This is a genomic window from Micromonospora sp. WMMC273 (genome assembly GCF_027460285.1).
GTDB lineage: Bacteria > Actinomycetota > Actinomycetes > Mycobacteriales > Micromonosporaceae > Micromonospora > Micromonospora aurantiaca.
Map to the genome: position 1 here is coordinate 4,344,892 of NZ_JAPZBE010000001.1, position 23,627 is coordinate 4,368,518.

A 23,627-nucleotide genomic window follows, 5' to 3' on the forward strand; every position below is an offset into this window, starting at 1 on the left:
CCGGCCGGCTCCCGGCCGGTCCCGCTCCACCCGCCGGACGGCGTCCCACCAGCCGGGCGGGCAACCTCCCTGGCAGACCCCCCGGGGTGTGCGGGTAGGTTTCGACAGAGCCGACCAGGCCGGCCCCCGCCGGTAGAGCACGAGGGAGTGCAGGTGCGCGAGTTCTCCGTCCCGCCGATCGTCACCGTCGGCGACGCGGCCAACCTGACCGACCCGGTCTGGGAAAACGCCGAGGTCGCCCCGGACACCGTGCAGTTCGTCCGCCCCGGCGCGGGGACGGACGCGCGTGAGGATGTCACCTGCCGCCAGTTCCGCGACGAGGTCGTGGCGGTGGCGCAGGGCCTGATCGCCGCCGGCGTCTCCCCCGGCGACCGGGTCGGCCTGATGAGCCGCACCCGCTACGAGTGGACCCTGTTCGACTACGCGATCTGGGCGGCCGGCGCGGTGACCGTGCCGATCTACGAGACGTCCAGCGCCGAGCAGGCCGCCTGGATCCTCGGCGACTCCGGCGCCGTCGCCGTCGTGGTGGAGAGCACCGCGCACGCCACCCTGGTCGCCGGCGTCCGCGACCGCCTGCCCGAGCTGCGCGAGGTCTGGCAGATCGACCTGGGCGCCGTCGACGACCTGGTCGCCGCCGGGGCGTCGGTGGACCGGGCCGAGGTGGAGACCCGCCGCTCGCTGCTCAAGGCCGACGACGTCGCCACGATCATCTACACCAGCGGCACCACCGGCCGGCCCAAGGGCTGCGTGCTGACCCACCGCAACATCTACTCCGACATCGCCAACGCGGTGCCGGTGCTGCCGAACCTGTTCCGCCAGGGCGCCTCCACCCTGCTGTTCCTGCCGCTCGCGCACGCCTTCGCCCGGCTCATCCAGGTCGGCGTGGTGCACGCCCGGGCCACCATGTCGCACTGCGCGGACACGAAGAACCTGGTCGCCGAGCTGCAGGACTTCAAGCCGACGTTCGTGCTCTCCGTACCCCGGGTCTTCGAGAAGGTCTACAACGGCGCGCGGCAGAAGGCCGAGGCCGAGGGCAAGGGCAAGATCTTCGACCGGGCGGAGAAGGTCGCCATCGCGTGGAGCGAGGCGCAGGAACTGCCCGGCGGTCCGGGCCTGGGGCTGCGCGCGCAGCACGCCCTCTTCGACAAGCTGGTCTACCGCAAGCTGCGGGCGGCGATGGGCGGCCGGTGCCGCGACGCCATCTCCGGCGGCGCGCCGCTGGGCGCGCGGCTCGGGCACTTCTTCCGCGGCGTCGGGGTGACCATCTGCGAGGGGTACGGCCTCACCGAGACCTCGCCGGCCGCCGCCGCCAACCTGCCCACCGGCACCCGGATCGGCACCGTCGGCCGCCCGCTGCCCGGCGTCACCATCCGGATCGACGACGACGGCGAGGTCCTGATCGCCGGCGACATCGTCTTCCAGGGCTACTGGCACAACGACGCGGCCACCGCCGAGGCGATCAGCACCGACGGCTGGTTCCGCACCGGCGACCTCGGGCACCTCGACGACGACGGCTACCTGAGCATCACCGGCCGCAAGAAGGAGATCATCGTGACCGCCGGCGGCAAGAACGTCGCCCCGGCGGTGCTGGAGGACCAGGTACGGGCGCACCCGCTGATCAGCCAGTGCGTGGTGGTCGGCGACCGGCAGCCGTTCATCGCCGCGCTGGTCACCATCGACGAGGAGGCGCTGCCGAAGTGGCTGGCCGGGCAGGGGCGCCCGGAGACCACGAGCATGGCCGAGCTGCGCGACGACGCGGCGCTGCGCGCCGAGGTGCAGTCCGCGGTCGACCAGGCCAACCAGGCGGTGTCCAAGGCCGAGGCGATCAAGGTGTTCCGGATCCTGCCGCAGGACTTCACCGAGACCACCGGCGAGCTGACCCCGTCGCTGAAGGTCAAGCGTCAGGTCGTGCACAAGACGTACGCCTCGGAGATCGCCGAGATCTACCGGGGCTGACTACCATCCGTCACGTGCCCGCCTCCACATCCCGCCAGCCGTCGACGCAGCCCCTCGCGGCGGCGGCTCGCGCGGTCCTCCTCGCGCTGGTCGCCGCCCTGACCCTGTTCGCCACCCGCGACGCCACCCAGCTCTGGTGGATCGCGCTGCTGGGCGTCGCCGGCCTGCCCGCCGTGCTCGCCCCCCAACACCGGCTGCTCGCCCCGATCAGCCGCTTCGCCGAGGTGGTGGTGCTCGGGCTGGCCGCCAGCCAGGTCGCCGCCGACACCCACCTGTCCGGCGTGACCGGCGGGGTGGGGGCCTCGGCGGTGCTGCCGTACCTCGCCGTGCCGGTCACCGTCACCGCGCTCAGCCGCCGCTTCCGCGAGGGCGCCGCGCTGCTCGCGGTGGCGGCGGCGACGCTGCTGGCCAGCGCCGCGTTCACCCAGGTCGACGGCGGGCCGCAGCTCGGCCAGGTCGGCTACCTCGCGGTCTGCGCGCAGTGGCTGATCCTCGCCGGGCTCGGCCTCTACACCGCCGGCACGCTCCAGCGCGTCATGCGGGTGCGCGGCGAGGGCAAACCCCAGCCGTACGCCGAGGCGACCCGCCTGCTCACCCAGCTCCGTACGGTCGCCCGCCAGCTGCCCGGCGCCACCCTGGACCCGGGCGGCATCTCCGAGCACCTGCTGGAGGAGCTGCGGGTGGTCGCCAAGACCGACCGGGGCGCGGTGCTGTCCGCCAGCGGCGGCGGCCGACTCGTGGTGCTCGCGCAGATCGGCGCGGACCGGGTCGACTGGGAGACCACGCTCGACGCCGACTCGGCCATCGCCGACGCCTGGGCCACCCAGCAGCCGACCGTCTCGGCCCGCTCGCAGGCCCGGTCCCGGCACTCCGGGGAGGTCTCCGCGCTGATCGTCCCGCTGGTGGCGGGCGTGCGCACGGTCGGCCTGGTGGTGATCGAGGCGGACACCGCCGCCGCGTACCCGCCGCCGGTGGTGTCCCGGGTGACGGCGCTGACCGGCCCGGCGGCGCTGCGGCTGGAGGCGGCGCTGCTCTTCGACGAGGTGCGCTCGCTGGCGACGAACGAGGAGCGGCAGCGGCTGGCCCGGGAGATCCACGACGGGGTCGCCCAGGAACTGGTCATGGTCGGGTACGGCATCGACAACGCGCTCGCCACCGTGCACGAGGACGCCGAGGAGACCGCCGACTCGCTGCGCACGCTGCGCCAGGAGGTCACCCGGGTGATCACCGAGCTGCGGCTGAGCCTGTTCGAGCTGCGCAGCGAGGTGGACCGGCACGGTGGCCTGGCCGCCGCCATCGCCGAGTACGCCCGCACCGTCGGCGCGTCCGGTGGCCTGCGGGTGCACCTGTCGCTGGACGAGTCCACCGCCCGGCTGCCCGCCGCCACCGAGGCCGAGTTGCTGCGCATCGCGCAGGAGGCGGTGACGAACGCGCGCAAGCACGCCGGCGCGTCGAACCTGTGGGTCACGTGCGAGGTGGATCCCCCGTACACCCGAATCGAAGTGTCGGATGACGGTCACGGCATCGGTGACCAGCGCCCGGACGGGCACTATGGCCTTGCGATCATGGCCGAGAGGGCGGAACGTATCCGAGGCCGGTTGGAGATCAGGCCGCGGCAGCCGAGTGGGACGACTGTGGCGGTGGTGCTCGGTTCGTCGCCCCGGCGCGATAAGGTGCGCGGCAGCGCCGCAGCAGCAGAAGGGGAGTAACCCGAGGATGACCAGCAGTCCGACACCGGCCACCCGTACCAAGGTTCTCCTGGTCGACGACCACGACCTCATCCGCAAGGGGCTGCGTCACGCGTTCGAGCGCGACCGTCAGTTCGAGGTCGTGGGCGAGGCGGCCACCGCGGCGGAGGGCGTGCGCCAGGCCGGCGCGCTCCAGCCCGACGTGGTGATCATGGACCTCCGCCTGCCCGACGGCAGCGGCCTGGAGGCCACCCGCGCCCTGCGCAAGTCCAGCGCGTCCATGGGCATCGTCGTGCTCACCATGTACGCCGGTGACGACCAGCTCTTCGGTGCCCTGGAGGCGGGCGCGAGCGCATTCGTGCCGAAGACCGCCCCGGCCGACGAGGTGGTGGCCGCCGCCCGGCACGCCGCCTCCTCCCCCAGCGCGTTCACCGCGGCCGACCTGGCCGAGGCGATGAAGCGCCGGCTGGCGCCGTCCGGTCCGCAGCTGTCCCCCCGTGAGGGCCAGGTGCTGCGGCTGCTCGCCGACGGCATGAGCGTGGCCGGCATCGCCAAGCAGCTGTTCGTCAGCGAGTCGACCGCCAAGACCCACATCTCCAAGCTCTACGAGAAGCTGGGCGCCGCCAACCGGGCGCAGGCACTGATGACGGCGCTGCGGCTGGGGCTGCTGGAGGCCCCCGACGCGCCGAAGTTCTGACACGTACCGCCGAAGAGGCCCCGTCCGCCACGGACGCGGGCCTCTCGGCGTTTCCGGTCCCGGCTGGTCGCTGACGGTGACCGGCCGGACGCGCAGTGACGGCGGTCTTTGCAGCGCGACGGCGGAGGGGCAGAATACCCGGGTGATCCGCGCGGCGGTGACGACCGCGTGTCGCCGACACCCGAGGGGCAGGACATGCAGCGGCCGGACTGGGCACCCGAGACGATCGACATCGAGCGCCCCAGCGTCGCCCGCATGTACGACTACTACCTCGGCGGCTCGCACAACTTCGCGGCCGACCGGGCGGCCGCCCGCGCGATGGTGGAGGCGGTGCCGGAGGCGCCGCTGATGGCGCAGGCCAACCGCGCGTTCCTGCGCCGGGCGGTGCAGTACCTCGCCCAGGCCGGCATCCGCCAGTTCCTCGACATCGGCTCCGGCATCCCGACCGTCGGCAACGTGCACGAGATCGCCCAGCGGATCGACAGGGACTCGCGCGTGGTCTACGTCGACGTGGACCCGGTGGCGGTGGCGCACAGCCAGGAGATCCTGGCCGGAAACGAGAACGCCACAGTGCTGCAGGAGGACCTGCGCAACCCGGAGGCGATCCTGTCCCACCCGGAGGTCACCCGGCTGCTGGACTTCACCCGGCCGGTCGCCGTGATGATCGTGGCGGTGCTGCACTTCGTCCCGGACGCCGACCGCCCCGAGGAGATCCTGCGGACGCTGCGCGGGGCGCTGGCACCCGGCAGCCACCTGGTGCTCTCCCAGGCCAGCGAGGAGGGCCGCGACGGCACCGGCGAGCGGGCCGAGGCGGAGCGGGTCTACCGGCGTACCGACAGCCAGCTCTGGATCCGCAGCCGGGCCGAGATGACCGCGCTGTTCGACGGCTTCGAGCTGGTCGACCCGGGTGTGGTGTGGGTGCCGCAGTGGCGGCCGGACTCCCCCGACCAGGCGGAGAACGCCGAACGGGCCGTGTTCATGGGCGGGGTCGGGCGGCTCGGTGGGTGACGACGCGACCCGCAGCAGGCCCGGCGTTTTCGCCCGGGCCTGGGCCAAGGCGGTGTCCGGCACCAGCTACCTGCCGATGACCCAGTCGCAGCTGGAGGAGATGCTGCAACGGCTCACCGACCGGCTGGCCCAGGCGCTGCGCGCCGAGCCGTTCGACCTGCGGATCGGCCAGCAGGTCGGCGCGGAGCTGGTGCAGGCGCACATCGCCTCCGCGGAGGGGCTGGGCCGCACCGTCGAGGTCATCCAGCTGCGCCTGGTCCGCGACCTCGACCTGGTCGTCGACGACGTCGAGGACCGGATGGCGCGGCTGCTCGCCACCGTCGCCACCGGGTACGCCCGCGCCCTGCGCGACCGCACGCTGGACGAGCAGGAGTCCATCCGCCGGGCCGCCATGATGGCCCGGGCGCAGGCGGAACGGGCGCTGCGCGACAGCGAGGCCCGGTTCCGGCACCAGGCCACCCACGACCCGCTCACCGGCCTGCCGAACCGCACGCTGTTCACCGAACGGCTGACCGCCGCGATCACCGCGCCCGGACGGGGCGCCGACCGGGTCGGCGTCTGCTTCCTCGACCTGGACCGGTTCAAGGTCGTGAACGACTCCCTCGGCCACCAGATCGGCGACTCGCTGCTGGTGACGGTGGCCCAGCGCCTGCACCGGGCGCTCGGCGAACACCTGGTGGCCCGGCTCGGCGGCGACGAGTTCGTGATCCTGGTCGAACGTACCGCCGGCACCGACGACGCGGTGAAGGTCGCCGAGGCGGCCCTTGCCGCGGTACGCGAACCGGCGCTCGTCGACGGCCACGAGCTGACCGTGTCCGCCAGCATCGGCATCGTGGAGCGGCCGGTCGCGGGTACCTCGCCGATGGACCTGATGCGCGCGGCCGACAGCACGCTGCACTGGGCCAAGGCCGCCGGCGGGGCCCGCTGGTCGCTGTTCGACGCCGACCGCAACCGCCGCGAGCTGGCCCGGTACGCGCTGTCCGCGGCTATCCCCGCCGCGCTGGACCGGGGCGAGTTCTACCTCGACTACCAGCCGCTGACGTCGTTGCGCGACGGGCGGGTGCTCGGCATGGAGGCGCTGGTGCGCTGGCGGCACCCGGAGCTGGGTGTGCTGCGGCCGGACAGCTTCATCCCGCTGGCCGAGGAGACCGGGCTGATCGTCCGGCTGGGCAGCTGGGTGCTGGCCGAGGCGTGCCGCGAGGCGGGCACCTGGCCCGGCGCGGACGGCGACGCGCCGTTCGTCAGCGTCAACCTCGCCGTCCGGCAGTTGCACCGCACCGACCTGGTGACCGAGGTACGCGGCGTGCTCGGGCGCACCGGCCTGCCGCCGCACCGGCTGCAACTGGAGATCACCGAGAGCACCATGATGAGCACCGTCGTCGAGCCGGTGCGCGCCCTGCGGGTGCTCGGCGACCTCGGTGTCCGGGTCGCCATCGACGACTTCGGCACCGGCTACTGCAACCTCGCGTACCTGCGGGACCTGCCGGTCGACGAGCTGAAGGTGGCGGGCGAGTTCGTGACCGGCCTGCGGGCGCCGGGCAGCGGCACCGACGAGCGGATCCTCGCCTCGCTCGTGTCGCTGGCGCACGCGCTGGACCTGACGGTCACCGCCGAGGGCGTGGAGACGGCCGACCAGGCCGACCGGCTGCGCGCGATCGGCTGCGACGCCGGGCAGGGCTGGCACTTCGGCCGCCCCGGACCGGCCGCGCCGCACCTGGGCCGGGTGCCCGCCCACGTCGACGCGGCCTCCTGACGCGGCCGTCGCCTGACCCGGCCGCCGCCTGACCGGGCCGGCCCGCGGTGCCCTGATCCGGCTGGCACGCGGGCTCCTGGTCCGGCTGGCATGCGGTCAGCCGGCCAGCAGGGCGGCCATCCGCTGCGCCTGCGTCTCCCAGCGCCACTCCCGCTCCACCCAGGCGCGGCCGGCCGCGCCGAACTGCCGGGCCAGATCCCGGTCGGCGAGCAGCGTGGCCACCCGGTCGGCGAGCTGGGCCACGTCCCGGCCGCCGACCACGTACCCGGTCTCCCCCTCGCGGACCGCGTCCGGGGCCCCGCCGGAGTCCCCGGCCACCACCGGCAGCCCGGTCGCGCTCGCCTCCAGGTAGACGATCCCGAGGCCCTCCACGTCCAGGCCCCGGTTGCGGGTGCGGCACGGCATCGCGTAGACGTCGCCGGCCGCGTAGTGCGCGGGCAGTTCGGCCGAGGGCACCGAGCCGGTGAAGACCACGTCGCGTTCCAGCCCGGTCTGCCGGGCCAGCTTCTCCAGCGTCGAGCGGTACGGGCCGCCGCCCACCACGAGCAGCGCGGCGTCGGGCACCCGGCGGCGGATCTCCGGCAGCGCGCGGATCAGCATGTCCTGGCCCTTACGGGGCACCAGCCGCGACACGCACACCACCACCGGCCGGTCGGCCAGCCCGAGCCGCGACCGGACGCGCCCGCCGTCGACGTCCGGGTGGTAGGTGTCCACGTCCACGCCGGGCGCGAGCCGCCGCAGCTCGGTCAGCCCGTCCAGCACGCGGGCCAGCCGCGCCCTGGTGTACTCGCCGAGGTAGGTGGTCACGTCCACGCCCCGCCCGATCCGGCGCAGCGCCGACCGGGCGCCTGGGAGCGCCGCCCAGCCGACCTCGTGCCCGTGGGTCAGCGCCACCGCCCGGCGGATCCCGGCCCGCCGCCGCAGGCCAGCGGCGAGCAGCCCCAGCGGGGCCGCCGCGCCGAACCACACGGTGTCGCAGTCGTACGCGCGCGCCAGCCGCGCCGCCCGCCGGGCGATCAGCGGCGTGGGCAGCAGCACCCGGGTCCGCTCCCGGACCACCTCGAACGGCTGGTCGGCGTCGAACTTCTCCGCCCCGCGCCAGCTCGACGCGTACACCACCACCGAGCCGGGCTGCTGGCGCACGGCGAGGTTGTGGACGAACGACTGGATGCCGCCGGGGCGCGGCGGGAAGTCGTTGGTGATCAGCAAGGTGCGGCTCATCGGCCGGACTCCCTGGCGTAGGCGCGGGCGGCGGCCATCCGCTCCACGGTGGACGGGTGGGTCGCCGACCAGAGGCGCTCCCAGCGCGGCGGGTCCGGGTCGGCCAGGTTGACCCCGGCCAGTCGTCGCTGCATCGCCTCGAACGTCGCCGGGTCGCCGGTGAGTGCCAGCGCGTGGGCGTCGGCGCGGGCCTCGATCCGGCGCGAGACCAGCGCCTGCGCCGGGGTGGCGAGCAGCCCGGCGACCGTGACCAGCGCGATCAGCAGCGGGAACGCCCGCGGATGGGCGATCGAGTCGACGCCGGCGAGCCGCAGCAGCGGCGTCCACGAGCCGATCAGGTAGAGCGCCACCACGGCGGCGGCGGCGCCGAGCGCGCCGAGCACCGTGCCGGTCCACACGTCCCGGTCCTTGGCGTGCCCCAGCTCGTGGGCGACCACGCTCGTCACCTCGGCCGGTTCCGCCTCGCGCAGCAGCGTGTCGTAGACGACCACCCGCCGGGTCGGGCCGAGCCCGGAGACGTACGCGTTCACCGCACTGGTACGCCGGGACGCGTCGGCGACGAGCACGTCGCGCACCGGCACGCCGTCCCGGGCGGCCATCGCGGTCAGCTCGGTGCGCAGCGGACCCGGCTCCATCGGGGTGAACCGGTTGAACACCGGCTCGACCAGCACCGGCAGCACGAACGACAGCACCACCACAAGGGCCGCCGCTCCGGCCGCGCCGAACGCCCACCACCAGCGCGGGGCGAGCCGCACCACCCCGTAGAAGCCGAGCAGGACCAGCGCGCCGATCACCGCGCTGACCGCGTACGACTTGAGCAGGTCGACGGCCCAGCCGCCCCAGCTCTGGGTGCTCAGCCCGTAGCGGACAAGCACGGTGCGGCGCCAGGCCGCGAACGGCAGCGTGAGCAGGTCGGCGAGGAACATGACGGCCAGCCCGCCGAGCACTGCCTGCGCGACCCAGTGCCCGCCGAAGGGCCGGCCGACCAGTTCGACCAGGCGCCCGCCCAGCGGGGTCAGCCCGAGCAGCAACGCCACCACCAGCCCGACCGCAAGCGCCGACCAGGCCGCCGGGCGCAGCGCGCCGTGGAAGGCCCGGCCCCGGGTCACCTGCTCGGCCGGGAGGTCACGCAGTGCCGCGAGCTGGTCGGCGCGGGGCGCCGGCGGGCGGCTCCACGGCACCAGCAGCACCACCGCCACGAGCAGCGCGACCACCAGGCCGCCCAGGGTCAGCAGCGCCCAGGCGCGCGGGGTCACCGCCCCATCCCGCCGTCGTGCCCGGTCCGCGTCATCCCGCCCCCTCCCGCCGTGACCGCTCATCCTATTGCCCGGCCGCGCAAGCGGGACCGCCGTGCCCGCCACGCGGTCCCGCCCGCCCCGCCCCGCGCGCGCGGCCCCAGCTCACCCGCGCGCCGATCTTGGAGTTGTGGCGGCTGACAAACGTGACTACTCGGACATCCTGGGCACCACAACTCCAAGATCGATGGCCCTTGCCGGGCTGGGGACGAGAAGGTGGACGGGGTGATCCCGACGAACGCCTCGAGCACCCCGGGGCGGCCCTCCTTCAGCGGCAGGCGGAAGCCGGCGGGCAGCGGGCAGCGTCAGGCGACCCGGCAACGACGGCCGGGGCGGCGGGGCATCGGCGCCGGCGCCTCGGCGGGCGCCGACGGCAGCACGTCCACCTCGAAGCCGGCCCGCGCGAACACCTCGATCGCCCGGTGCTCGGCCGGGCCCAGGTCGGCCGGGTCGGAGTCGAGCAGTGCGGTCACCAGGCAGCCGGAGCAGCCGGCGCCGCGGTTGCCGCAGGTGTCGCAGTCGATCAGCATCAACGCCTCCTGACGGGTCGCCGGTGGCGCTCGGGGAAGGAACCACCACCGTCGGTCACCAGGACGCTAACGCCCCGGTACGACAGAACCGGACAACGAGGCAGCAGCCGCCGCGAAGCAGAACCAGTACGCCGAAGTGGCGCGATCAGCACGCGTCCGACCCCACCACTCCCCCGATCTGGAGTCGATCAAGGGGGAGAGAGAAGGCTCAGGACCGGGCCAGGCGCCGCAGCAGCGAGTCGGCGCCCAGCGGGTACGCACCGTGCCGGCGTACCCCGTCGGCGACCTCGCGGTCCGAGGAGACCACCACCACCGGCCGGCCGGCCGGCTCGGCGCGGACCAGCCGGCGGATCAGCTCGTCGGCGGTCTCGCCCTTGCGGGAGAACAGCACCCGCACGCCGCGCGGCGCCGGGGGCAGTCCGTGGATCCGCTCGGCGCCGTCGAACACGACTGTGACCTCGTCCCCGGTCTGCGCGGCGATCCCGCCCAGCCCGGTGATCAGCCGCTTGCGCTGCTGCTCCAGCGACATCTCGCCGAAGCCTCGCTTCGTCACGTTGTAGCCGTCCACGACGAGGTGCGCCCGCGGCAGCGCGAGCAACTGGTCGAGGCGGGCCGGGTCGTCGGTGTCACGGGCCCGCGTCGACGGGCCGGCCTGGGCGGCACCCGGCTGCTCGGCGAACGCGTCGGCGACGAAGTCGGCGGGGAGCTTGTCCACCGGGTCGAGCGCCAGCTCGCGGCGCAGCCCCACGGCGGCCTGGCCGATCGTCTCCAGCAGCAGCCACAGCCGCGCGTCGTCGACCGAGCGGGCCTCCTTGGCGCTGGCCCGGGCCACGCCTGCGGCGGCCTCCGCCTCGGCCAGCCGGGCCCGGGCGCGGCGCAGCTCGGCGTCCGCGTCGGCGGCGGCACGGGCCGCCCGTCCCCGCTCGGTGGCGAGCATCTCGGTGGCCTTGCGCTCGCGGGCCTGGGTCTCCCGCAGGGTACGGGTCAGCTGGCGGGCCTCCTCGCGGAGCTGACCCAGCTCCTCCCGGACCCGGGCCAGCTCGTCGCGCAGCTTCTCCGCCTCGACCCGGGCCACCGCGCGGTCGTGCTCGGCGCGGGCGGCCCGCTGTTCGGCCTCGCGGACCAGTTCGGCCACGACCGCGCTGTCCGCCTCGGCGCGTACCGCCTCGCCGCTGGCCTCGATCAGGTCCCGCCAGCCGCGGGGCCGGGCCAGGTAGGCCAGGGCGGCCACCTCGACCGGGTCGGCGGCGGCCGGTGCGGTGCCGTCGACCACCGCCGCACCGAGGTCGCCGGCGTCGGCGAGCACCCGGGCGGTGATCCGCTGCCGGAACAGCGGGTCGGCGGTGAGCTGGGCGGCGATCGCGGGCGCGCCGAGGCGGGCACGACGGTTGGGGGCGAACTTGGCGACCCGCCGCAGCGGCACCGGCACCTCGTCGGCGGGCAGGCCGGGCAGCACGGCGGCGGTCAGCGTGACGATCCGTTGCCGGACCGGCTCGGGCAGCACCGGCTCGGGCTCGATCGCCGGTGGCGCGTCCTCATCGGCGGGCACGCCGACCACCGGCTCCTCCACGGAGGAGTGGTCGTCGTACGGCTCGCTGAGGGGCATGAGGCAAGTCTCCCACCCCGAACGGGCCCACCGCCCGGTGAGTGAGCCGATCTCTCATCGTACCCCCGTGGTATCTCCTGGGGCCGCAGTGACGGGAGTGTCGGACCGTGCCGCTAGCGTCCCGCGGGTGACACGAGCGGAGTACGTCCAGGAGTCGCTGGCCGGCCTGGACCCGGCGGGCAGCGGCGTCGACCCGGCGCTGCCGCTCTACGCGACCACCTTCGTGGTGGTCGACCTGGAGACCACCGGCGGCGCTCCGGACGGCGGCGGGATCACCGAAATCGGCGCGGTGAAGGTGCGCGGCGGCGAGGAGCTGGGCGTGCTCGCCACGCTCGTCAACCCGGGCGTGCCGATCCCGCCGTTCATCACCGTGCTCACCGGCATCACCCAGGCCATGCTGCTGCCCGCCCCGCCGATCGAGCAGGTGCTCCCGAGCTTCCTGGAGTTCATCAGCGACGCCGTGCTCGTCGCCCACAACGCGCCGTACGACGTGGGCTTCCTCAAGGCGGCCTGCGCGAAGCACGGCTACCGCTGGCCCAACCCCCGCGTGCTGGACACGGCCGCGCTGGCCCGGCGGGTGCTCACCCGCGACGAGGTGCCCAACCGCAAGCTGGGCACGCTCGCCGCCTACTTCCGCACCGCGACCCAGCCCACCCACCGGGCGCTCGACGACGCCAAGGCCACCGTCGACGTGCTGCACGGGCTGATCGGCCGCCTCGGTGGGCACCGGGTCGGCACGGTCGGCGAGGCGATCGAGTTCGCCCGCGCGGTCACCCCCACCCAGCGCCGCAAGCGGCACCTCGCCGACGGGCTGCCGAAGGTGCCGGGCGTCTACATCTTCCGGGCCGCCGACGACCGGCCGCTCTACGTCGGCACGTCCGGTGACATCGCCACCCGGGTCCGCAGCTACTTCACCGCCGCGGAGAAGCGGGCCCGGATCTCCGAGATGCTCGCCGCCGCCGAGCGGGTGGAGGCGGTCGAGTGCGCCCACTCGCTGGAGGCCGAGGTCCGCGAGCTGCGGCTGATCGCGGCGCACGCGCCGCCGTACAACCGCCGGTCGAAGTATCCGGAGCGCCAGGTGTGGCTGAAGCTCACCGACGAGGCGTACCCCCGGTTGTCGATCGTGCGCGACATCGCGCCCACCGACACCGCCTACCTGGGGCCGTTCCGGTCCCGGCAGGCGGCGGAGCTGGCCGCCGCCGGCTTCCACGACGCGGTGCCGCTGCGGCAGTGCACGCACCGGCTCTCCCGGCGCACCACCATGCCGGCCTGCGCGCTGGCCGAGCTGGGTCGCTGCCCGGCGCCCTGCGAGCACCGGATCACCCCCGAGGAGTACGACGACACGGCGGCGACCCCGTTCCGCACCGCCACCAGCGACGACCCCGGTGTGGTGGTGGACGCGCTGCTCGCCCGCATCGAGGTGCTGTCGGCCGCCCGGCGGTACGAGGAGGCGGCGGTGGTGCGCGGCCGGCTGGTGGCGGTGCTGCGCGCGGCGGTCCGGATGCAGCGGCTGGCCGCGTTGACCGGCATCGCCGAGCTGGCCGCCGCCCGCCCGGCCGCCCGGGGTGGCTGGGAGCTGGCGCTGGTGCGGCACGGCCGGCTCGCCGGGGCCGGGGTGTCCCCGCCGGGTGTCCATCCGCGACCCACGATCGCGGCGATCCGGGCCACCGCCGAGACGGTGCTGCCCGGGCACGGCCCGGTGCCGGCCGCCACCGCCGAGGAGACCGAGCGGATCCTGTCCTGGTTGGAACGACCGGAGACCCGGCTGGTCGAGACGACAGACGGGTGGGCCTCGCCGGTGGCCGGCGCGGGGCGTTTCCGCGACCTGCTGACGAAGGCGGAGAACGGCGGATCCGCCAAACTCTCGACCGAACGCTCATGACCAACTGACCGATCGGACTACCTCGACTCCCTTAGTCTGTTAAAGGAGTGCAGACCTGCCCGATTCGCGGGCTCTGCTCCCGGCCGCCGGTCCCCGGTGGCCGAGGGCCGGGGTGAGGAGGTGTCCCAGGTGGACGTCGACGCCGGACACGGCGCCGCCCTGGGTGGCGCGCTCCCTGCCCAGGGCGAACTACCGCTCACCCGCCGCCTGCGTTCCCTGCTCACCTGGCCCACTGCCGACGGCGACCCGGTCACCACACTGGTCCGCGCCCATCGCGGCATCCACGCGAGCGCCGACGCCTCGGTACTGCGCCGGGCCTACACGATCGCCGAGAACATGCACCGCGGCCAGTTCCGCAAGAGCGGCGAGCCGTACATCACCCACCCGCTGGCGGTGGCGCAGATCTGCGCCGACCTCGGCATGGACACCATCACGCTGGTCGCCGCGCTGCTGCACGACACGGTGGAGGACACCCGCTACACGCTCCAGGCGCTCCAGGAGGACTTCGGCCGCGAGGTCGCCCACCTGGTCGACGGCGTGACCAAGTTCGACAAGGCGTTCTACGGCAAGGCCGCCGAGGCGGAGACCGTCCGCAAGATGATCGTGGCGGCCGGCAAGGACGTCCGGGTGCTGGTGATCAAGCTGGCGGACCGGCTGCACAACATGCGGACGCTCGGCGTACGCTCGGCCGCCTCCCGGGAGCGGATCGCCCGCAAGACCCAGGAGGTGCTGGTCCCGCTCTGCGACCGGCTGGGCATCCAGACCCTCAAACGCGAACTGGACGACGTGGTGCTGCTGCACCTGCGGCCGGAGGAGCACGCGCGGATCGCCCGGTTCGTGCACGACCGGCCCGGCTGGGACGCCTACCTGGCCGACGTGGTGGCGCGCACCCGGGCGGCGTTGCGCCGCAACCGGGTCGACGCCGACGTCTCCCCCCGCCCCCGGCACCTCTACTCGATCTGGAAGGACACCGTCGCCGGCGACCACGCCGCCCCGTTCGACCTGCCCCGCATCGCGATCGTGGTGGACGGTCCGGCGACCGACTGTTACGCCGCTCTGGGCGCCGTGCACGGGCTGTGGCGGCCGGTGCCGGGCCGGTTCAAGGACTTCATCGCCTCCCCGAAGAACAACCTCTACCGATCCCTGCACACGAGTGTCTGCGGCCCGCAGGACCGCACCGTCGAGGTGCTGATCCGCACCACCGAGATGCACCGCTCCGCGGAGTACGGCGTAGCCGCCCACTACCGGTTCCCCCGGGCCGCGGGCCGGGGCGCCGACCGGGCGGACGAGCTGGCCTGGCTGCGCCGGGTGCTCGACTGGGAGCAGGAGACGGTCGACCCGACCCAGTTCATGGAGTCGCTGCGCTGCGACCTGTCCGAGGCGCAGATCCAGGTGGTGGCCGACGGGCGGCAGGTCGTGCTGCCGGCCGGGGCCACGCCGGTCGACCTCGCGTACGAGCTGGGCACCGAGCGCGGCGACCACTGCCTGGCCGCCCGGATCAACGGCCGGCTGGCACCGCTCTCCTCGGAACTGGAGGAGGGCGACGTGGTGGAGATCTTCACCGAGAACGACGCGGAGAGCGGCTTCGAGGCGGACGTGGCCCCGCGCGGCCCGCGCCGGGAGTGGCTGGGCTTCGTGAAGTCCCCGCACGCCCAGATGCAGATCAACCGCTGGTTCGCCGAGCACACCGAGCCGGGCATCTCGATCGCCGACAAGGTCCGGCTCGGCCGGGCCTCGATCGGCCTGGCGTTGCGCAAGCACAACCGGGGCCTGGCCAGCGACCTGCCGCTGCTGCGGCTGTCCGAGGAACTGGGCTACCCCGACCTGGAGACGCTGCTGGTGGCGGTCTTCGACCGCACCGTCGAGCCGGACACGGTGGTCCAGCAGTTGATCGATCTGGTCGACCACAGGCAGTAGACGGAGCCGGTCCGCGCCGGGACCACTAGCCTGGACGACATGATCCCCCGCGCGCGTGCCACCGGACGGGCCCTCGGCTACCAGATCTTCTACCGGCTTCCGGTCCCGCTGCGGCGGCGGCTGGTCCGGCTGGCCGTACCGAAGTACGTCGTCGGCGCGGTCACGCTGGTCAAGGACACGGAGGCCACCGGCGCGGGCCGGATCCTGCTGCTGCGCCAGCCGCCCGGCTACAGCTGGACGCTCCCGGCCGGGCTGCTGCAACGCGGCGAGGCCCCGGTGGTGGGCGCCGCCCGCGAGCTGTACGAGGAATCAGGCGTCCGCCTGTCCCCCGACGCGCTGCGCCCGGCGGTGCCGAACGCGGTGGTGCACGCCAAGGGCTGGGTCGACGTCGTCTTCGAGGCCGAGGTGCCGGCGTCGACCACCGAGCTGAAGGTGGACGGCGCCGAGGTGTTCGAGGCCGCCTTCCATCCGCTCGACGACCTGCCCCGGCTCAGCCGCGCCACCGCCAACCTGCTCGGCTACTACGGCATCGGCCCGCGCGCCGGCGAACACCCACCGGCCGCGTGAGCACCCCGTACGCGGGCACCGCGGCACCGGGGGTCGAGGTGTGCGCGGTGGTGCTTGCAGCGGGTGAGGGCACCCGGCTGCGCCCGCTCACCGAGCGGGTACCCAAGGCGCTCTGCCCGGTCGGGAACGTCCCGTTGCTGGACCGGGCGCTGGCCCGGCTGGCCGGGCTGGGTCTGACCGGCCCGGAGCGGGTCGCGGTGAACGCCTGCTACCTGGGCGACCAGGTGGTCGCGCGGGTCGGCGGACGGGCCCACCTGTCGGTCGAGCCGGACGCCCCGCTGGGCACCGCCGGGGGCGTGGGCCGGCTGCGGGACTGGATCGACGGCCGGGGCGTGCTGGTCGGCAACGCCGACGCGTACCTGTCCGACCCGCAGGCCCCGCCCGGCCCGGACATCGCCGCGCTGCTGGACGGGTGGGACGGGCACGGCGTACGCCTGCTCGGCCGGCCCGCCGACGACCCGCACGCCCCCGGAACCTTCGACGGCCACGAGTTCGTGGGTTTCTCGCTGCTGCCGTGGCGGCTGGTCCGCGACCTGCCGGCCACGTTCGGCGACCTGGTCCGGGCGGTGTGGCGGCCCGCGGAGGCCGCCGGGGCGCTCACCGTCGTGCCCTACCGAGGCACGTTCTACGACACCGGCACCCCGGCCGACTACCTGGCCGCCAACCTGCACGCGGCCGGCCCGGACGGGCTGGTGGACCCGGCGGCGACGGTGACCGGCCGGGTCACCGGCTCGGTGGTCGGCGCCGGGGCGCTGGTGCACGGCGACGTGGACCGGTCGGTGGTGTGGCCCGGCGCGAGCGTCGCGGCCGGGGAACGCCTGCGCGAGGTGATCCGGGCCGGTGACGACCTGACCGTCCCGGCGGCGCGGTGAGGGGCGCGGGCTCTAGCATGGGCCTCGTCGCCGACGAACGGAGAACCGTCCCGTGATCACCGCGATCGTGCTGATCGACTGCGCCACCGACTCCATCCCCGAGGTGGCCGAGACCCTGGCCAACCTGCCCGGCGTCAGCGAGGTCTACTCGGTGGCGGGGCACGTCGACCTGATCGCCATGGTCCGGGTCCGGGAGTTCGAGCAGATCGCCCAGGTCATCGCCGGCAGCATCTCGAAGGTGCCGGGCGTGCTGAACACCGAGTCGCACATCGCGTTCCGCGCCTACTCCCAGCACGACCTGGAGGAGGCGTTCGCGATCGGGCTGGCGAACGCCGACTGACACGAGCCGGTGACCGGCCCACCCTCGCGGGCGGACCGGCCACCGTGGACCGTGCGGTACGTCAGCTCTGGCTGGGCACCGGGGTCTCCGTGGTGCCCGGAGCGGGCTCCTCGGTCTCGGTGCCGCCCGGAGCCGGCGACTCGGTGCCACCCGGGGACGTGGTGCCGCCCGGGCTGGGCGTGCCGCTGGCGCTGGTCTGCGGAACCGGGACGCCCAAGGTCTGGGCCAGGGCCACGAGCGCGTCGTAGTGCGCCTGGAGGACCGGCAGCGCGTCCTGCGCGATCTGCACCACCGACTGCTCCGAGCCCTGCGAGATCTCGGTCTGGGTGGCCTGGATCGCCTGGACGTGGCCGGCGAGCTGCGCGGTCACCCACGCCTTGTCGAACTCGGCCCCGCTGAGGTTGTTCAGCTTGTCCAGGACCTTCTGCTGGTCGGCGGTCGGGTCGGCCGGCAACTGCACGTTGAGCTGCTGCGCGGTCGACTGCACCGTCTGGTCCAGCTGGGTGTGGTCCGTCACGAACATCTTGCCCAGGTCCTTGACCTGCTGGTTCTGACCCTTCTGCTGGGCCAGGTTACCGGCGGTGATCTCGAACAGGTTGACCTGGTGCACCGCCTGCAGGTACTGCGTGTCCTGCGTCGACGGCTGCGCCGCAGCCTGCGACGCGGCGGCGGGCGCCAGCCCCACGACCACCAGCGCGGCCAGCAGGCCCAGGCGTTTGATTCCCAACATTCGTTCCTCCCCCATGAGACGTCGGACCGCACGGATACCCGGCTGACCGGGGTTATTCCTGCGATTCCACCCGTCCGTGTCGGGGGCGACGGCCGTCCGCGCACCGGCCTCCCGGCGTGCGCGGGAGGGAACGGGACGACCGGGCGGAAACGGCAGTGGCGCCCGCCGGATGATCCGGCGGGCGCCACTGTCAGTCGTACGGGGAGGTCAGCGACGGCTCTCGCCGCTGCCGATCTCCTCCCGCTCCGGCCGGGCCTCGACCGGCGGGTGCCCCGGCGAGACCGGCGCCTCGGCCGGCTTCTCGATCGGGTAGAAGAAGCCCCGGATCGCCGGGCCGAGGGCACCGAGCCGGTTCATCTTCTTCGGCACCACCCAGCCGACGTAGTCCAGCGCCGGCGGGTGACCGTCGTGGCCGTCGGCCGAGGTGAGCGGCTGGTGGACCTCGACGAACCGGCCGTCGGGCAGCCGCTTGATGATGCCGGTCTCCACGCCGTGCGCCAGCACCTCCCGGTCGTGCTGCTGCAGACCCAGGCAGATCCGGTACGTGACGTAGTACGCGATCGGCGGCAGGATCAGCAGGCCGATCCGGCCGGCCCAGGTCATCGCGTTCAGGCTGATGTGGAACTTGTCCGCGATGACGTCGTTGGCGCCGGAGAGGGTCAGCACGATGTAGAAGGCGAGCGCCATGGCGCCCACGGCGGTCCGGGCCGGAACGTCCCGGGGCCGCTGGAGCAGGTTGTGGTGCTTGTAGTCCTTGAGGCGGCGCGCCTCCAGGAACGGATACATCGTCGACAGGCCGACCAGGATTCCGGGTAGCACCACAGTCGGCCAGAACAACGGTGGGATGACGTACCCGTTGCCGATCGGGATGTGGATCTCCCAGCCCGGCATGAGCCGGGTCGAGCCGTCGAGGAACATGACGTACCAGTCGGGCTGGCTGGCGGCCGAGACCACCCACGCCTCGTACGGGCCGAACAGCCAGATCGGGTTGATCTGGAACAGGCCACCCATCAGCGCGATCACGCCGAAGACGACCATGAAGAAGCCGCCCTGCTTGAGCGCGTAGCGCGGGAACATCCGCTCGCCGACCACGTTGGAGTTGGTCCGGCCGGGGCCGGGCCACTGGGTGTGCTTCTGCTTGAACACCAGGCCGAGGTGCACGCTGATCAGCGCCACCAGCAGACCCGGGACGAGCAGCACGTGGGCGATGAAGAAGCGGCTGATGATGATGGTGCCGGGGAACTCCCCGCCGAAGATCGACGAGCTGACCCAGGAGCCGATCACCGGGATCGACAGGATGATCGCGGAGGCGATCCGCAGACCGGTGCCGGACAGGCCGTCGTCCGGCAGCGAGTAGCCGGTGAAGCCGGCCAGGAAGCCGACCCAGAACAGCAGCGAGCCGATGATCCAGTTGGTCTCACGCGGCTTGCGGAACGCGCCGGTGAAGAAGACCCGCAGCATGTGGACCACGATGGCGGCCATGAACAGCAGGGCCGACCAGTGGTGCATCTGCCGCATGATCAGACCACCCCGGACATCGAACGAGATGTCCAGGCTGGAGGCGTAGGCGGCCGACATCGGGGTGCCCCGCAGCGGCGCGTAGCTGCCGTTGTAGATGACCTCGGTCATAGCCGGCTCGAAGAAGAACGTCAGGAAGACGCCGGTGAGCAGCAGGACGATGAACGAGAACAGCGCGATCTCGCCGAGCAGGAAGGACCAGTGGTCGGGGAAGACCTTGTTCAGCAGCTTGCGCAGGGGCGTGGCCACCTGGAAGCGGTCGTCCACCGCCCGCGCGCTCTTGGCCGGCAGCGCGGCCGCATCAAACTTTCGGCGCTTCATGGCCGCTCCCAGAAGTCGGGACCGATGGTCTCGGTGTAGTCGGACTTCGCCACGAAGAAGCCCTCCTCGTCCACCTCGATCGGCAGCTGCGGCAGCGGCCGGTTCGCCGGGCCGAAGATCGGCTTGGCGTTGTCGGTGATGAGGAACTGCGACTGGTGGCAGGGGCAGAGCAGGCGGTTGGTCTGCTGCTCGTAGAGGCTGGCCGGGCAGCCCGCGTGCGTGCAGATCTTGGAGAACGCGACGTAGTTGCCCCACATGTAGTCGCCGTGGCCCTTGCGCTCGTTCGCGGCGCGCGACTTCTGCGCGTCGTCCTCCCGCAGGTGGATGAGCAGGGTGGGCGAGTCGGCGTGCAGGTTGCTCACGCCGCCGTCGATGCCTGGGAACACGGTCAGCTGGCCGCCGACGCTGACGTCGGCCGGGCGGATCGGGCGGCCGTCCTCACGGATCAGCCGGATCTTCTTGCCGCCCTCGCCCGGCTGGAAGCCGGTGGTGAACATCTGGTTGTTCTTGTGCGGCTGCTCGATCAGGCCACCGATCAGCGGTGCCGCGGCCACCGCGCCCACCGGCGCCAGGCCGGCGAGCAGCGAGATGCCCAGCAGCGGCCGGCGGCGTACGCCCATCTCGTCGGCCAGGTAGAGCATGGTCTCGCCGGTGATCTTGCGACCCTCCGGGTCGTCGGCCTGGTCGTGCCGGTCCTGGATCGAGACCTCCTTGGGCAGCAGCTTCTTGCCCCAGGTCAGGATGCCGAAGCCGATGCCCAGCAGCGCGAGGCCGAGGGTCAGGCCGAGCAGCGGCGTGTAGAGCTTGTCGCCGCCGGTACCCGGCTCCCACTGCCACGGCCACCAGATGTAGACCACCAGGAAGGCCGTCGCGAAGACGCCGGTCAGCAGGAACATCAGGGCGACCGTGCGGGTCAGCCGGCGCTCGGCCTTGCTGCCCGGGACCACCTGCGGCTCGTAGTGGACGATCTCGATGTCGTCCCGCCGCGCGCCCTCCTGGACGATGTCGAACCGGGAGAGCCGGGGGTCGTTCACGTCGAGCGGCTCCGGGCCCTGCTGGGCCTGGTGCTCGGTGTGGGTGCTCATGCCGTCACCTCGCTACGGGTGACGCCGGGGGCCGGCGCCACAGCACTGGAAGCATTGATCCGTCCGGTCACGACTTGCCCGCGATCCACAGGCTCGCGAAGACCAGCGCGACGATGCCGACCAGGAAGATCGCGAGACCCTCGGTCGACGGGCCGTAGCGGCCCAGGTTGAAGCCGCCCGGGTCGCCGTCGTGCTTCAGCGTCTCCTGGATGTAGGCGATGATGTCCGCCTTCTCCTCGGGCGTGATCTGGTTGTCGCCGAACACCGGCATGTTCTGCGGGCCGCTCAGCATCGCGGCGTAGATCTGCCGGTCACTGGCCGGCGCCAGGCTCGGCGCGTACTTGCCGGAGGACAGCGCACCGCCGCCGCCGCTGAAGGCGTGGCACTGCGAGCAGTTGATCCGGAACAGCTCACCACCGGTGGACAGGTTGGCGCCCTCACGCAGGTCGCCGTTGGGGACCTCCGGGCCGCCGCCGAGCTCCTGGATGTACTGCCCGAGCTGGCGCACCTGCTCGTCGGTGAACTGCGGCGGCTTGCGCATGGCCTGGGCCTCCTGCCGGGCCATCGGCATGCGACCGCTGCTGACCTGGAACTCCACCGAGGCCGCTCCGACGCCGATCAGGCTCGGACCGCGGCCCTCGACGCCCTGGGCGTTGCGACCGTGACAGGTCACACAGCTCACGTCGAACAGCGCCTTGCCCTCGTTGCCTGCGGCGGTCAACGGAGGGTTGTCCTGCGCCTGCACGCCGGGGGCGAAGACGGTGTAGGCACCGCCGGCCAGCATCAGCGCGGCGAACAGCCGGACCGCGGCACCCAGCCGGCGGCGGCCCCTGCTGCGCGCTACGGGCCGCCCGCGCAGCCGCGCGAGCAGACCGCGTCGGCGGTCGTTGTCAGAAGTCATGACCTGTGTCCTTAACCGGTTGGACCTTGTCTCAGGGGACGGAGCAGCGGCGCGGTTCGTGACGCGCCAAGATCACTGGAGCCAGTAGATCATGGCGTAGAGCCCGATCCACACGACGTCCACGAAGTGCCAGTAGTAGGACACGACGATCGCCGAGGTCGCCTGGGCGGGGGTGAACCGGCCCATCGTGGTACGGATCATGAAGATCACGAAGGCGATGAGACCGCCGGTCACGTGCAGACCGTGGAAGCCGGTGGTGAGGTAGAACATCGACCCGTAACCGTCTTCGTTGATCTTCACACCCTCGTGCACCAGGGTCCGGTACTCGTTCAGCTGACCGAGCACGAAGATCAGACCCATCACGAAGGTGATCGTGAACCACCGGCGCAGAGCGTGGACGTCACCGCGCTCGGCCGCGAACACGCCGATCTGGCAGGTGATCGAGGAGAGCACCAGGATCACCGTGAACGTGGTCGCGTACGGGATGTTCAGCACCTCGGTGTGCTTCTCCCACTGCTCCGGCGCCGCCGCGCGGATGGAGAAGTACATCGCGAACAGCGCCGCGAAGAACATGAGTTCGCTGGAGAGCCACACGATCGTCCCGACGCTGACCATGTTGGGTCGGGTCAGGGAGTGGATCCGGCTCTTGTCAATGGCTGGGGCCGCAGTCACGCGGTCATTATTGCCCCTGACCGGGACCGACGATCAGCGGGGTGGCAAACCCGGCCCTTCCGTGGCCCGATCGTGGTGGTCCGCTTCGCCTGACCTACCCTGAAAAGCGTGCTGCACGTCGATCAGATCCGCGCCGTCACCTCGGCTGTTCCGGCGACGCTGGCGGCGGGAGGCGAGGGCGCCCCGCCGCCGTTCACCGTGACCCGGGTGTTCACGGAGACCCGGCTGGACAGCTGGCTCACGCTGGGCATCGTCCTGGCCGCCGGCCTCTACCTCTACGGGGTGCACCGGCTGCGGCTGCGCGGCGACCGCTGGCCGGTCATCCGTACCGTGTCGTTCCTCGGCCCGGGCCTCGGCGGCATCGCCCTGGTCACGCTCACCGGCCTCGGCGCGTACGACACCGCGCTGCTCTCGGTGCACATGGTGCAGCACATGGTGCTGTCCATGATCGCGCCGATCTTCCTGGCGCTCGGCGCCCCGATGACGCTGGCGCTGCGCACGCTGCCGGCACGGCCCCGCAAGCGGCTGCTCGCGATCGTGCACAGCAAGGTGATCCGGATCTACAGCTTCCCGCTTGTGGCGTTCGCCATCTTCGTGGTGAACCCGTTCGCGCTGTACTTCACCGACCTCTACGAGTTCACCCTGCGCCACGAGTGGGCGCACGAGCTGGTCCACGCGCACTTCATCGCCACCGGCTGCGTCTTCTTCTGGCCGCTGCTCGGCCTCGACCCGCTGCCCGGCCGCTGGCCGTACCCGGGCCGCGCGCTGCTCATGCTGCTCTCGGTGCCGTTCCACACCGTCCTCGGCCTGACCATCATGCAGAGCACCACGCTGTTCGGCGGCGACTGGTACCCGTCGCTCAACCTGTCCTGGTCCGACCCCTGGAACGACCAGGTGGTCGCGGGCGGGATCCTGTGGGCCGGCGGCGAGTTCGTCAGCGTCACCATGCTCGCCGTCCTGGTCGTCCAGTGGGTCAAGCAGTCCGAGCGCGAGGCCCGGCGGCTCGACCGCGAGCTGGACCGCCAGGAGGCCCGCCAGCGCGCCGCGGAGACGAGCGCCTGACGGCCC

The 23,627-nt window shown here is 73.0% G+C and carries 20 protein-coding genes; 11 read left to right on the forward strand and 9 right to left on the reverse strand.

Annotation, left to right across the window (positions count from 1 at the left end):
• The first annotated feature begins 153 nt into the window (after positions 1-153).
• The 5 genes from O7611_RS19950 to O7611_RS19970 all read left to right on the forward strand — a co-directional run bounded on the left by O7611_RS19950 (position 154) and on the right by O7611_RS19970 (position 7,102).
• Complete coding sequence (locus O7611_RS19950; protein ID WP_269697376.1) at positions 154-1,956, forward strand: AMP-dependent synthetase/ligase; 1,803 nt, start codon at positions 154-156, stop codon at positions 1,954-1,956.
• Between the two features lie 14 nt (positions 1,957-1,970).
• On the forward strand, positions 1,971-3,665 hold the full coding sequence (locus O7611_RS19955; RefSeq protein ID WP_194801170.1) for a sensor histidine kinase: 1,695 nt from the start codon (positions 1,971-1,973) through the stop codon (positions 3,663-3,665).
• Between the two features lie 7 nt (positions 3,666-3,672).
• Positions 3,673-4,341, forward strand: a complete 669-nt coding sequence (locus O7611_RS19960; RefSeq protein WP_013287678.1) for a response regulator transcription factor — start codon at positions 3,673-3,675, stop codon at positions 4,339-4,341.
• A 195-nt stretch (positions 4,342-4,536) separates the two neighbouring features.
• Positions 4,537-5,349, forward strand: coding sequence for an SAM-dependent methyltransferase (locus O7611_RS19965; protein ID WP_194801297.1), 813 nt, complete (start codon positions 4,537-4,539; stop codon positions 5,347-5,349).
• A gap of 76 nt (positions 5,350-5,425) precedes the next feature.
• The gene (locus tag O7611_RS19970; RefSeq protein ID WP_269698133.1) at positions 5,426-7,102 is read left to right on the forward strand and encodes a putative bifunctional diguanylate cyclase/phosphodiesterase; all 1,677 of its coding nucleotides are present in this window, start codon (positions 5,426-5,428) and stop codon (positions 7,100-7,102) included.
• A gap of 96 nt (positions 7,103-7,198) precedes the next feature.
• On the opposite strand, the gene O7611_RS19975 is transcribed toward O7611_RS19970, so the two are convergent.
• From O7611_RS19975 to O7611_RS19990, 4 genes are all read right to left on the reverse strand, one after another.
• Entirely contained in the window at positions 7,199-8,323 is a 1,125-nt protein-coding gene (locus tag O7611_RS19975) for a glycosyltransferase family 4 protein (RefSeq protein WP_071098291.1), read from the reverse strand.
• Positions 8,320-9,579: a M48 family metallopeptidase gene (locus tag O7611_RS19980; protein ID WP_269697377.1), complete on the reverse strand. Its 1,260-nt coding sequence runs from the start codon at positions 9,577-9,579 to the stop codon at positions 8,320-8,322. The genes O7611_RS19975 and O7611_RS19980 overlap by 4 nt, the downstream gene beginning before the upstream one ends.
• 344 nt (positions 9,580-9,923) lie before the next feature.
• The gene (locus O7611_RS19985; protein ID WP_269697378.1) at positions 9,924-10,148 is read right to left on the reverse strand and encodes a hypothetical protein; all 225 of its coding nucleotides are present in this window, start codon (positions 10,146-10,148) and stop codon (positions 9,924-9,926) included.
• Between the two features lie 208 nt (positions 10,149-10,356).
• A complete protein-coding gene (locus tag O7611_RS19990) occupies positions 10,357-11,754 on the reverse strand; it encodes an NYN domain-containing protein (protein ID WP_194801165.1) in 1,398 nt (465 codons plus the stop codon).
• Between the two features lie 127 nt (positions 11,755-11,881).
• On the opposite strand from O7611_RS19990, the gene O7611_RS19995 reads away from it, so the two are divergent.
• From O7611_RS19995 to O7611_RS20015, 5 genes are all read left to right on the forward strand, one after another.
• On the forward strand, positions 11,882-13,636 hold the full coding sequence (locus tag O7611_RS19995; RefSeq protein ID WP_269697379.1) for a DEDD exonuclease domain-containing protein: 1,755 nt from the start codon (positions 11,882-11,884) through the stop codon (positions 13,634-13,636).
• Between the two features lie 129 nt (positions 13,637-13,765).
• Complete coding sequence (locus tag O7611_RS20000) at positions 13,766-15,553, forward strand: RelA/SpoT family protein (RefSeq protein WP_194801296.1); 1,788 nt, start codon at positions 13,766-13,768, stop codon at positions 15,551-15,553.
• 39 nt (positions 15,554-15,592) lie between these two features.
• On the forward strand, positions 15,593-16,120 hold the full coding sequence (locus tag O7611_RS20005) for an NUDIX hydrolase (protein ID WP_194801164.1): 528 nt from the start codon (positions 15,593-15,595) through the stop codon (positions 16,118-16,120).
• Positions 16,117-16,992: a nucleotidyltransferase family protein gene (locus tag O7611_RS20010; RefSeq protein WP_194801163.1), complete on the forward strand. Its 876-nt coding sequence runs from the start codon at positions 16,117-16,119 to the stop codon at positions 16,990-16,992. The genes O7611_RS20005 and O7611_RS20010 overlap by 4 nt, the downstream gene beginning before the upstream one ends.
• 52 nt (positions 16,993-17,044) lie before the next feature.
• The gene (locus O7611_RS20015; protein WP_013287689.1) at positions 17,045-17,332 is read left to right on the forward strand and encodes an Lrp/AsnC family transcriptional regulator; all 288 of its coding nucleotides are present in this window, start codon (positions 17,045-17,047) and stop codon (positions 17,330-17,332) included.
• A gap of 61 nt (positions 17,333-17,393) precedes the next feature.
• On the opposite strand, the gene O7611_RS20020 is transcribed toward O7611_RS20015, so the two are convergent.
• The 5 genes from O7611_RS20020 to ctaE form a co-directional block, all read right to left on the reverse strand.
• The gene (locus tag O7611_RS20020) at positions 17,394-18,062 is read right to left on the reverse strand and encodes a DUF4142 domain-containing protein (RefSeq protein WP_120568762.1); all 669 of its coding nucleotides are present in this window, start codon (positions 18,060-18,062) and stop codon (positions 17,394-17,396) included.
• 207 nt (positions 18,063-18,269) lie between these two features.
• A complete protein-coding gene (qcrB, locus tag O7611_RS20025; RefSeq protein ID WP_194801162.1) occupies positions 18,270-19,901 on the reverse strand; it encodes a cytochrome bc1 complex cytochrome b subunit in 1,632 nt (543 codons plus the stop codon).
• Positions 19,898-20,986, reverse strand: a complete 1,089-nt coding sequence (qcrA, locus tag O7611_RS20030) for a cytochrome bc1 complex Rieske iron-sulfur subunit (RefSeq protein WP_194801161.1) — start codon at positions 20,984-20,986, stop codon at positions 19,898-19,900. The genes qcrB and qcrA overlap by 4 nt, the downstream gene beginning before the upstream one ends.
• A 67-nt stretch (positions 20,987-21,053) precedes the next feature.
• Entirely contained in the window at positions 21,054-21,887 is an 834-nt protein-coding gene (gene qcrC / locus O7611_RS20035) for a cytochrome bc1 complex diheme cytochrome c subunit (protein WP_013287693.1), read from the reverse strand.
• 72 nt (positions 21,888-21,959) lie between these two features.
• Entirely contained in the window at positions 21,960-22,559 is a 600-nt protein-coding gene (gene ctaE, locus O7611_RS20040) for an aa3-type cytochrome oxidase subunit III (protein WP_013287694.1), read from the reverse strand.
• Between the two features lie 108 nt (positions 22,560-22,667).
• Between ctaE and O7611_RS20045 the strand changes: the two genes are divergently transcribed.
• Complete coding sequence (locus O7611_RS20045; RefSeq protein ID WP_194801160.1) at positions 22,668-23,621, forward strand: cytochrome c oxidase assembly protein; 954 nt, start codon at positions 22,668-22,670, stop codon at positions 23,619-23,621.
• Positions 23,622-23,627 lie beyond the last annotated feature (6 nt).